The following is a 12073-nucleotide window of genomic DNA, read 5'->3' on the forward strand; positions in this document are numbered from 1 at the left end:
AAAAAAATGAATTGGGTAAATAAAATTAATAAAATAAAAAAAAGTTGCATGTATAAAAAAATGAATTGGGTAAATAAAATTAATAAAATAAAAAAAAGTTGCATGTATAAAAAAATGAATTGGGTAAATAAAATAAATAAAAAAATAGGCCAAATATTGGAATATTTGGCTTTGTTGAAATTTTATATGTTATCTTTAACTAGAGGGTTTTGGAGTAAGCTGATATCTGATGAATTATTTATCAACTATTCAATAGTTATGCCAAGATTTCATCAGATATGTTTTGATCCTTTTCAAAACTCAAATCTCCAGTTGTGGAATTGGCATAATACCCATCATCCTCATGATAAAAGACGATTTTATATGTTTCAGATGGAATATTTGACATATTATAGATTATTTGATTGTTTTCATTTGTTTTTTCATGGATTGTTTCAATCAGATTATCAAACTCATCATAGATTTCAATTGTGATGTTTTGTCCTGGGTAGGAATTATATCTAGGATGTGTTATATCAGTGTTTGTGATAGTACCATTCCAATAGGTTACATTTTTGAATGTTGGATCAGGGTATGATCTGATTGCATTAATAAAATTATTGTTTCCTGAAAAAGTTATTGTGATCTGTAAATCATCAATTTCTCCATTTAGATCGCTTGATAATGCTTTGTTTTCTAAAAATATGGAGTCTATTAAAACAATATTTTCTCCATCACAGAACATTGCAGCACCAGAATTTGCTGAGTTGTTCATAAACACTGAATTGTTCACGATAAGATTGAGATACTCACCTACAAGTGAAATTGCTCCTCCATGAGTTATCGCTGAATTATTGAAGAAATTACAATCACGCATAGTGGTCTTGTTTAGTTTAAGTCCATTAATTGCTCCTCCAGTCTCAGCACTGTTATTAATGAAATTACAACCTGCAATTAAGGTTTCATTAATTTCATACAGGTATACTGTTCCATAATAAGCATAGCGGTTTGTGAAATCACAATTTTCAATAATTACATATTTTGCATTTTGTATTGCAATTGCTTCATTAATGAGATTTTCTGTACTATAACCTTCAAAATCAAAATTATCAAATGTACAACCAGTTATATTGACGGTATCTGAATTTACACAGTGGAATGCTGTTGTTCCATTTGTAAAAGTACAATTGACTAAAGTGATATTGGCCATATCCAAGAATCTAAAGAACATGTTTCCTGCAAAATTACAGTTGTAGAACTTGAGATTATGCAATTTATATAGATACATTCCTACAGAATTATTTAGGGCATTGATTGTATAGCCGTTATCGTTAATAGTTAAATTGGAATATTCAAACACAAACCCATCAATAGAGTCCAAATCAATAGTTTCTAAATCTATTTTGTCTGGATCATAGTTTAATATGAAATCTTGTGTAAATGTGTAATTTTGTGTAAGGTTAATTATTCCATTGTCATTTGTAAAATGCCATAGGTGTTGTAGCTTACCGAACTCTCCTACTTTTAAAACAGAACTTGTATTAAATGCTGTGTAGTAATCGTCATCGTAATGGAAAATTTTACATATGTATTTTCCAATGTCTAATATGGAATAGTCTATGATAAGTTTTCCTGCACCATTTGTTTGTTGATTGAACTTTTTGACTAAAATGTTATTTGAGTCATATATTTCAATTGTGAAATTTTGTCCAGGACAGCTTCTCCAATTAGAAGTGCTAATGTTTGTGTTTGTAATTGTACCATTCCAATAGGTGACATTGTTGAATTCGATGTTAAACCATGAGTAAATGGCATTTATAAAATTATTGTTTCCGTTTAATGTAAGGTCTAATGTCAAATACTTATTATTGATTACTTCATAATTCGGGTTTGCCTTATTATATAGGAATTCAGAATCCTTTATTGTAACGAAAGGACTGTGATTTATATAAATGGCAGATCCGCTAGGAGCAAAATTCTTGATGAAACTGGAACGATAGAATTTGCTTTCGCTACAGTATACAGCACCTCCAAAGTTTAAAGCATTGTTATTGTTAAACTTTAAATTATAGAAAGTGCAGTAATTATTTGTAAATATAGCACCTGCATCGTATGCAGAGTTCTTGATGAAATTAATGCTATAAAAAGAACAGTTGTTGATACAATATATTGCACCGCCTATTCCTTTTGCAGTATTGTTTATAAAGTCATCAGCAAAGAAAGAACAGTTGTTATTACAGTATACTGCTCCACCATTTCCCATTGCAAGATTGCCTATGAAAATGAAACGAGATAAATCGCAGGAATCTTTACAGTATATTGCACCTCAGTTTTTATTTGATGAATTATTTATGAAGTAAAGGATAGATTCACGTATTATGTAATAGTCATTGTTATATATTGCACCACCGTTTTCTGCATGATTATCTGAGAAATTACAATTTGCGAGCAATTGGTCATTGACCATGGATTTGGATTTGGATATGCTAATATAGATTGCACCTCCATTTTCCTTTGCAAAATTGCGCACAAAGTTATTATTGGTGATATTTCCTGTGCTGAAAATCCATGCAATTGCTCCACCATTATTCAGTGCTATGTTATATTCAAAATAGCAATTATCCAGGAGGTTTAAAGTTGAGAAATCGTAGTATATGGCCCCTCTACTTACTTCGGCATTGTTGTCTGCCAAAGTGGAATTTGAAACAGTCGTGTTTTCAGAGTAAGCCACATTTAAGGCACCTCCATTTTTGGCCTTGTTATTCTTTAAAGTACAGTTTGTTATTGTAGTTTCTGTTGTTGAATCTATGGAAACTGCTCCTCCAAATTCGCTTGCAATATTATTTTCAAAGATACAATTTCTAATAGTGATTTTTTTAGTGTTTATGTAAATTCCAGCTCCTTCCTTTGCAGTGTTGCTTTCAAATCTACAGTTTTCTGCTGATCCTTTATATAGAGCCCCTCCAAAATTAGTTGCAGTGTTATTGATGAATGTACAGTTTATAGCAGTGACTTTACCTGATACTGTTCCTCCATTGTCATTTTTACCATTTTTTAAAATTAGGTTCTTTAGAACAATGTTTAAAGTATTATCTTTAATCAGGAATATTCTTGCAGCATTATTTCCATTTAATGTATGTCCATTACCATTAATGGTTAAATCACGTGAAATTAGTATTCCTTGGCTATAACTTGAATCATCAGTGAAACTAAATGAGTAGTCCTTAGTCAGATTAATTTCCTTTTCCTGATTCTCATTAATGTCCTGATTTAAATTTGTGAATGTATTTTCATTATGCGATACTTCATTATCTTTAATCTGAACATTTGATTCAATATTCATATCTTCAATTGAAACGGAGTCAATATTCCTATTTTCAATTGAAACATTAAATTCTCCATTTATATCATCTGCGAATGCTGAATTAATAGTTAATATAGTCAACATTGCAACGATAATTATTATTCCCCATTTATAATTAAACATTTCTACCTCATTATCCGATAATGTTGTTTTAAAATTAAATAAAATTTGTAAAAAATCCAAAATTCAATGTTTTTAGAAAATGCCCCTTTCAATGCACTTTCTGCTGTGAAATTGTTTTTAAATAAACTTTTAAAATGTTTATGTGTATTTTCACAGATTTTTTTTATCTTGATTTTTATATAAGAACATAAATTGTCTTTTTCATGTTTTATTTTATTTAGGGGTTTATTTAAAGGTTTTCGAGTGCAAGTACTTACTTACAAGAGTTAAAAGAGGGTAAAATTTATTTAAATTTAAAAAAATTATGATGATATATATCAAGTCATTTAATCAAAAAATTTCATTGCAATGATTAAAAATCAAATATTTCTTATTTTAATATGGAAATGTAATTATCCTTTCATAACAATAGGTTTCCAATGATTGAAAATCAAATGTTTTATATCTAATAGTTTTCATATATTAAAATAGTATAAAATTATATAATATTTTATAAATCGTGATTGTTGTAAAATATGACTTTAGTGAAATTATATGATATTTTATAAATCGTGATTGTTGTAAAATATGACTTTAGTGAAATTATGACTTTAGTGAAATTATATGATATTTTATAAATCGTGATTGTTGTAAAATATGACTTTAGTGAAATTTAAAAATCAAATGTTAATATTAATATTATTTAGATTATATGTTTTAATTGGAGGTTTTTCATGTTAAAAACAAAATTATGCGGCGTTAGATTAAAGAATCCATTAATGCTTGCTGCAGGTGTATTGGGAAGTCATGCTTCTTCTCTCAATTGGATTTTAAAATCTGGTGCTGGTGCAGTTGTATCTAAATCATTCTCAAAAGAACCTAATGATGGTTATAAGAATCCCACTACTGTTGCTGTAGAGGGAGGAATAATCAATGCTATTGGGCTTTCAAGTCCTGGTGTTGAAGCATTTATTGAGGAATTAGAGTCAGTAGACCGTATTAAAGGCAAATCAATTGCTTCCATTTATGGTGCAAACCCTGAGGAATTTGCTTATGTTGCAGAAAAAGTTGCGGATTTAGTGGATATGATTGAATTAAACGTTTCATGTCCTCATGCGATGGAAGGCTATGGTACATCAATTGGCCAAAATCCTGAATTGACCCGTAATGTTGTTCAAGCGGTAAAAGATGCTGTAGATGTTCCAATTCTTGCAAAATTAACTCCAAACGTTACAGACATTTCAGAAATTGCAGTTGTTGCTGAAGAAGCTGGTGCTGATGGCTTGACTTTAATCAACTCCTTAGGTCCTGGAATGAAAATTGATATAGTAACTGGAAATCCAATTCTTGCCAATAAATTTGGTGGAATGAGTGGTCCTGCAATCAAGCCAATTGCAGTTCGCTGTGTTTATGATGCTTACGAAGCAACTGACATTCCAATTGTTGGTGTTGGTGGAATACGTAATTATGCTGATGTTATAGAGTTTTTATATGCAGGTGCAAGTGCGGTTCAAATTGGAACTTCCATCATGTATGAAGGTCCTGAAATATTCGGAAGAATTTCAAGTGACTTAGAAGAGTTTATAGAAGAAAGCGAATTTGATTCTATTGAGGATATGGTAGGTTTTGCTCATAAGGAGCCATAGTTTTGTAGAAAGTTTTGTTTAGATGTGGTGATAGAATGAATGTACCTCAAGTTATAGAGATTAAAAAGATTATAGAGGAAACTCCTACAATTAAAACTTTTATTTTTGATTGGACTATGGTTGGTGAAAATATTCCATCTCCAGGACAGTTTGTAATGGTATGGAATTTTAAGGATGAAAAGCCAATGTCCATTTCATATATTGATGTAGCTAAAGGAGAGTTAGGCATAACCGTTAAAAAGGTTGGGGAATTCACTGAAGACCTTCACACCTTAAAGGAAGGTGACAAGTTAGGTTTAAGAGGGCCTTATGGAAATGGCTTTGACACTGACTTAAGGGATATGCGAGTATTAGCTATTGGCGGTGGAGTAGGTATGGCACCTATTGCATCCTTTACTGAAGCTGCTTTAAAGAATAAGGCTAAAGTAGATGTTGTTTGTGCTGCACAGACCAAGGATGAATTATTATTTGACACTCGCTTAAAGGCAAAAGGCGCAAAGGTTTATACTTGTACTAATGATGGATCATGTGGTTTTAAAGGATTTGCAACCCATAGGGTTTTGGAATTAATTGAACATAAAGAGTATGATTGGGCTGTAGTATGTGGTCCTGAAGTAATGATGAGATCTTTATACGGCAGCTTAGAGGCACATATGATTGATGGGGAATACTCTATGGAACGTTATATGAAATGTGCAATAGGGGTTTGCGGTCAATGCTGTGTAGATAATACCGGTTGGAGAATTTGTGCAGAAGGGCCTGTATTCTCATCTGATCAAGTTTCTGAAATTGTAGAGTTCGGTAAGTTCCATAGGACAGCATCTGGATTGAAAGAGTATTTCTAAATTTTTAAAATCGAAGAATGACTTAATTAATGATAACATGTTTAATCTTAGTGAAAGCAAATATGGTCTGCAAATAGTGATTGTAATAATCTTTTTATTATTGTCATTATTTACTGTAATGCCTGTATTGAATATGGTATTGCTTGGTGCAATGATAGCCTATGGTCTTGCACCTCTTGCAAATAGGATTCAATCAAAGGTCCGGTTTAGTTCTATTTCTATTTTCCTGGCAATCCTATTGGTAATCATTCCATTGATACTATTATTCATATATGTATTTTGGGAAATCGCAGTTTTTGCCAATATGTTTTTCAGTTCTCAAAATCTTTCTTTAACTTCTGGGATTGATTTGAATGCAGCCATCGCTACATTGATTCAAGCATTGCCTATAGAACTTCAAGGGCTTGTAAAACCTTATGTTGGTACTTTAACTGAGGGAATACACCAAGCCTTAACTTATGTATTTGGCTATGCTGTGAAGTTCATAAGGAATTTTTCCGATGTATTGGTTCAATTGTTTGTATTGATCTGTTCCATCTATTATTTTACCCGTGATGGAGATAAGGTATTGGAATATGTTTTTGTATTTATTCCAGATGAACATAAGCCTTTCTTTGAAAAGACCTTAGCTGATGTGGCAAATGTTTTAAAATCTATATTTTATGGTCATTTCCTAACAGCAATAATTATAGGTATTATGGGTGGTGTAGGCTATTATCTCTTAGGATATAAGTTTGCATTGTTTTTAGGAATTGTAACAGGTATAGCTCAACTGGTTCCGATTTTCGGTCCTTGGATTGTTTATTGGGTATGGGCTATTTATTCATTTTTCATCCTTGGAGACATTACACAAGGAATCCTGACCATACTATGGGGTTTTGTATTGAGTATGAGTGATATGTACATTCGTCCAATGCTTGCAAGTAATTATGTTGATATGCCTTCTTTAATTCTTTTAGTTGGATTTATGGCAGGGCCATATGTATTTGGAATTGTTGGATTCATATTGGGACCTTTAATTTTAGGAATTGCTTATGCAGTTATCAAGTCTCTTAAGGAAGAGATTGAAGCAGAGAAGTTAGATGAGGAAGAAGAGAAATCCGATGTGGAAGAAGAGAAATCAGATCTGGAAACAGAGAAATTAGAAAATGATGAAGAGAAATCTGATATGGAAAAAGAGAAATTGGAGAATGAAAATTAAAAAAAGGATGGATCTGACGATTATTGGAGAATGAAAATTAAAAAAAGGATGAATCTGACGATTATTAGATTATTATAAATCTTAAGATGCTATTAAAAAGTAGTTCTTTCGGATTTTGTTTGTGTTCTGTTGGTTGTTAAAAGAAATATTGTTCTTTCGGAATTGATTGTAGGTTGATAGGATGGTAAAAAGAAATATTGTTCTTTTGGATATTGATTATATCACTTTTGAAGAAAAGCCAGTAATGCGTTTATTTGGTAAAGTAAAGGAAGATAATTCTAAGGATTTAATCGCTTTAGACGACAGTTTCATTCCTTATTTGTATATTTTGCCAAAAAGCGATATTGAAAAATGTATGGCAGATATAGCTGAACTTAAGGAAGAAGGGGAAATTGAATATACTGAAATCGAAAAGGTTCTCAAAAAGGATTTCCAAGTTCCTACTGAATTTATTAAAATGACTTTCACCCATCCTCAGGATGTTCCTAAATACAGAGATAAGATTTGGGACTTAAATTCTGTAAAACAGCTTAGAGAACATGATATTCCATTTTACAGAAGATATTTGATAGACAATGCTTTAGTTCCTATGGCTGAATTGGAATTGGAAGGGGAATTGATTGATTCCTTTGAAACTATTGATTCTGACAGTGATAATCTAGAAATACTTAAATTAACAGAATCTCCAAAAACAGCAAATACTGATTTTCAGCAATTTAGGATGATGAGCTTTGACTTGGAAGTTCGAAACCCTCACGGAATGCCAAATCCTGATGAGGATGAGATCATCATGATTGGTATTGACAGTAATGTAGGTGTGAGAAAGGTTATCTCTACAAAAGGGGATGAATTTGAGCATGATCCTGAAATGTACTTTATAGAAAAGGTAGATACGGAAAAGGAAATGATAGAATCCTTTGTCAAAACAGTAAAGGAAAACAATATTGATATTATAATTGGCTATAACTCTGATGTATTTGACTTCCCATATCTTAATGATAGGGCTAAATTATGGGGCGTTGACCTTGACTTAGGTGTCGACGGTTCTGGAATTAAATTTATGAGAAGAGGCTACAATAATGCAGCCACTTTTAAAGGTCTTCTTCATGTTGATTTGTATTTGGTTATGCGAAGATACATGTCTCTTGATAGATATACTTTAGAAAGGGTCTATTTTGAGTTCTTTGGAGAAGAAAAGATTGATGTTCCTGGAGAGAGAATCTATGAGTTTTGGGATAATGGAGGCAGGGAGCTTAAAAGCTTATTTAAATATTCATTAGATGATGTAGTATCCACATTAAAGATTGCTCAAGAGACATTGCCTCTCAACTTGGAATTGACTCGTATAGTTTGCCAGCCTTTTGTTGACGTGACTCGTATGACAACTGGAACACAAGCTGAATGGTACTTGGTTAGAAAGGCCTATGAAGCAAATGAAGTAGTTCCTAACAAGCCTAATATGACTATGAAAAACATTGGGGAAAGGGGAAGCAATTCTGGAGGATATGTTAAGGAACCTGAAATTGGATTGCATGAAAATTTAGTTCAATTCGACTTTAAGAGTCTGTATCCTACATTAATTATTTCAAAAAACATTTCTCCTGATGTTTTAGTTAAGGATAATGTATCCTACAATTCTAAATTTGAAGACTTTGAAACTGGCTATGATGATATAGACAATCTTAGAGAAGAGGAATTGTCTCAAGAGATAGATAATGATGATGAGTACTACATTTCACCTGAGCACTTTTTCAAGTTTAAAAAAGAGCCTCAAGGTTTTATTCCTTCAGCATTAGAGGATATTCTAAATGAAAGGTTTGCTGTAAAGAACAGAATGAAGGCAACTGATGATCCAATCTTGAAAAAGAGTTTGGATGTTCAGCAACAGGCTTTAAAGCGTTTGGCTAATACAATGTATGGAGTTTATGGATTCTTGAGATTCCGTTGGTATTCCTTTGAATGTGCTCAAGCAATTACTGCATGGGGACGTCAACATATTAAAAAAGCTATGAAGGAAGCTGAAGATTATGGTTTTAAAGCCATTTATGCAGATACTGATGGTTTCTATGCTAAATATGTACCTGAAATGAAGAAAGAAGAATGAATTTTAGTTATTTTATTAAATTATTATTGGGATTATTATTTTAAATAGTTTTAAATAAATAAGAGCATTGAATTATTGATTATACGGATGTGAGTTTATGGAAGAGAAGATTGCTTTAGCAGCATGTAGTGGAATGAGTCCAAATGGTTTAGTTGCAAGAGTTGCAGTTCATGACTTAACTATTGATGATGTGGAAGTATTGTCCATTTGTATGGGTTCAACTTCTGCAAATGTCACTGGCTTTAAAAGAATGCTTGATAAGTATCCTATTTTAGCAATCAATGGTTGTGAAGGTAATTGTGTTGGTAAAATATTGGAACAAAAGGGAATTCAAGTTATAGATGAACTTAATGTTGGAGATATTTTAGCAGAAACTGAACACAAAGCTAATGATGCTGCAAGATTGGATGATGAAGGAGAAATTTGTGTAAAAATTGTTAAGGATGTTATTGAAAATAAAATCAATGAGCTTGATTTGGAATAATTTCCTTATTGATTTCTGGTGGTGAACTAAATGGTTAAACCAGTTAAAATTCATGATAATAATTTATGGGATAAGTTTGTTAAGGATTCTGAAAATTATTTTGCAGTTTTAAGTCCCGGTACAAAAGTTGCATTCTTTGTTGGAGAAACAGATAAGAATTTCCTGCTTATTGAAAGAAAAGAAGGATCAATTGATTCTAAGTTTAGTGTTAACAGTTCTCTTAATATGATGGATACAGATTTGTTCTTTACAGTTGCTGAAGATGATGCATCTGAATTATTGGATGATGCAAGCAAGTTATCAACTTTCATCAAAGAGGGTAAGCTTGGAATATTCTGTTTGGTTGATGATGTTGTCATGGCAGAGAAAGGTCTTGATACATTATTAAATGATTTAGGATTTGCACCTTCTTGTGCAATTTAATTTTTTTATTATTTTATTTTTCAATTTTTGATTTTTTTTATTTTAATTATTTTCATAATACTTTTTTGTTTCATAATTTTTTTAATTATTTTCATAATATTATTTTTTCATAATTTTTTTGTTTCATTTTTTTTTAATTATGAAAATTTTATTTTTTCTATTTTTTTTAAAAAAAAATAATTTTTTATTTTTTTCATTTTATTCAAATTTTCATTTTTTCATATTTTCATTATTTTGTCATTTTTCAATGAGTGGATGTATAGAGATTTATCAAATTTTATATTATAATTGCTACTTTTACTATTTTGAATATATGGTAAATTATTTTAATAGTTTTTAAGATAAATCCTATTTTAATCAAAGTTTATTATTAGAATTTTGCTAGTTTTAGTATACTTAAAATTTTTCAATTATTTCATAAAAATTTTTAATTATTTTTTTAGAAAAATGTTTGAAATAAAAAAATTTTTTGAATTTTAAAAATATCATTTTTTTTTAAAAATAGTTGAAATTGAAAATTTTTTGAATTTTAAAAATATCATTTTTTTACAAAACTGTTGAAATAAAAAAATTATTAATTTTAAAAAATTTATTTTTTCAAAGTATTAAATTGTGAAAAAGTAACATGTTAAAAAAATTATTAAATTTAGTAGAAAAAATAAAAATTATTAAATTTAGTAGAAAAAATAAAAATTATTAAATTTAGTAGAAAAAATAAAAATTATAAAATATGTAAAAAAGAAATAGTTGATAAAAATAAAATGTAAAAAAGAGAGTTAGAGTAAAAACTCTAAAAATAGTGAAAAGATTTTTGGTCAAGGTTTTTGACCGAAGGTCAAAAAGCTTGCTTATTCAGTTAAGTAACTGTCTAAATCTATGTTTTCTTTATCACAAATGGTTTTTAAGGTTTCATAGAGTTTTTCATCTATTTCTAAACCATTTTTCTCATTTTCAGCAATCCTTTTAACTTCGAGATCTCCTGGGATGAAAGTGTTTCCAGATTCTCTGATTTCCTTTACGAATTCTTCGACTTCTTCTCTGAATTTCTCATAGGAAACGAATTTTTTAAGATTGATTGCTACAAACAAGTCTCCTTTGTTACAGTCTTCCTTATAATCTCCAGCAGTACCGGTTACTTTTGTACCAAATGCAGCGTTTACTAAAGGACCAGTTAGGATTTCAATCATAAAGCTTAAAGCGTATCCTTTAACTCCTCCGAATGGAAGTATGGAACCTTCTAAAGCAGCGTCAGGATCAGTTGTAGGGTTTCCGTCCTTATCGATTGCAGTGTTTGGAGGAACTTCTTCACCTTTCCTTTTAGCTTCTAAGATTTTTCCTCTAGCACTTACGGAAGTTGCCATGTCTACAGCAATATAAGTTTCAGAAGGGATTCCTATAGCTATTGGGTTAGTTCCAAGAATAGGTTTTTTACCACCTAAAGGAGCGACTCCTGGTTCAGTGTTACAAATTACAATACCAATCATGTCATTTCTAATAGCTAAGTCAGAATAATAACCTGTTATACCAAAGTGGTTTGAATTGAAGGTACCTACTGCAGCAATACCATTTTCCTTTGCCTTTTCGATAGCTAACATCATAGCTTCATGTGCAATATATTGTCCAAAGAGACTGTGTCCATTGATTAATGCAACGGAACCTTCGTCCTTAACAATTTCGTACTCTCCATCAGTTTCTATAAATCCATTATTGATTCCTCTAATATATTGTGGGAATCTTCCAAGTCCATGTGATGTGAAACCTTTTAAATCAGAGTCTAATGTTGCTTCAGTAATTACTTTAGCATGTTCTGGCTTGACTCCAATATTTACTAATATTTCATTAACAAGTTTTCTTTCATTCTCAACACTAATCCTCATATTTTCCCTCCTTAATGATTGGTAATTGTTGAAATGTTGTAATATTTA

The 12073-nt window shown here is 30.8% G+C and carries 9 protein-coding genes; 6 read left to right on the forward strand and 3 right to left on the reverse strand.

Annotated elements, in window-relative coordinates:
* Positions 1–256 precede the first annotated feature (256 nt).
* Together QZV12_RS03785 and QZV12_RS03790 are read right to left on the reverse strand one after the other, a co-directional pair.
* Complete coding sequence (locus tag QZV12_RS03785; RefSeq protein ID WP_295617440.1) at positions 257–2242, reverse strand: hypothetical protein; 1986 nt, start codon at positions 2240–2242, stop codon at positions 257–259.
* Between the two features lie 63 nt (positions 2243–2305).
* Positions 2306–3466, reverse strand: coding sequence for a right-handed parallel beta-helix repeat-containing protein (locus QZV12_RS03790; RefSeq protein WP_295617443.1), 1161 nt, complete (start codon positions 3464–3466; stop codon positions 2306–2308).
* A 713-nt stretch (positions 3467–4179) separates the two neighbouring features.
* Here QZV12_RS03790 and QZV12_RS03795 point away from each other — a divergent pair.
* The 6 genes from QZV12_RS03795 (at position 4180) to QZV12_RS03820 (ending at position 10148) form a co-directional block, all read left to right on the forward strand.
* Positions 4180–5091 (forward strand): dihydroorotate dehydrogenase, encoded by a 912-nt coding sequence (locus tag QZV12_RS03795; RefSeq protein WP_295617447.1) that lies wholly within the window; start codon positions 4180–4182, stop codon positions 5089–5091.
* A gap of 35 nt (positions 5092–5126) precedes the next feature.
* Entirely contained in the window at positions 5127–5936 is an 810-nt protein-coding gene (locus QZV12_RS03800; RefSeq protein ID WP_295617450.1) for a dihydroorotate dehydrogenase electron transfer subunit, read from the forward strand.
* Between the two features lie 37 nt (positions 5937–5973).
* Positions 5974–7137, forward strand: coding sequence for an AI-2E family transporter (locus QZV12_RS03805; protein WP_295617453.1), 1164 nt, complete (start codon positions 5974–5976; stop codon positions 7135–7137).
* 181 nt (positions 7138–7318) lie between these two features.
* Positions 7319–9241, forward strand: coding sequence for a DNA-directed DNA polymerase (locus QZV12_RS03810; protein WP_295617456.1), 1923 nt, complete (start codon positions 7319–7321; stop codon positions 9239–9241).
* A gap of 97 nt (positions 9242–9338) precedes the next feature.
* Entirely contained in the window at positions 9339–9725 is a 387-nt protein-coding gene (locus QZV12_RS03815; protein ID WP_295617460.1) for a putative zinc-binding protein, read from the forward strand.
* Positions 9726–9755: 30 nt separating this feature from the next.
* Positions 9756–10148, forward strand: coding sequence for a hypothetical protein (locus QZV12_RS03820; protein ID WP_295617463.1), 393 nt, complete (start codon positions 9756–9758; stop codon positions 10146–10148).
* An 848-nt stretch (positions 10149–10996) separates the two neighbouring features.
* On the opposite strand, the gene comC is transcribed toward QZV12_RS03820, so the two are convergent.
* Entirely contained in the window at positions 10997–12025 is a 1029-nt protein-coding gene (gene comC / locus QZV12_RS03825; protein WP_295617466.1) for an L-sulfolactate dehydrogenase, read from the reverse strand.
* Between the last annotated feature and the right edge of the window lie 48 nt (positions 12026–12073).

Source organism: uncultured Methanobrevibacter sp., from assembly GCF_902769175.1.
Lineage (GTDB): Archaea > Methanobacteriota > Methanobacteria > Methanobacteriales > Methanobacteriaceae > Methanobrevibacter.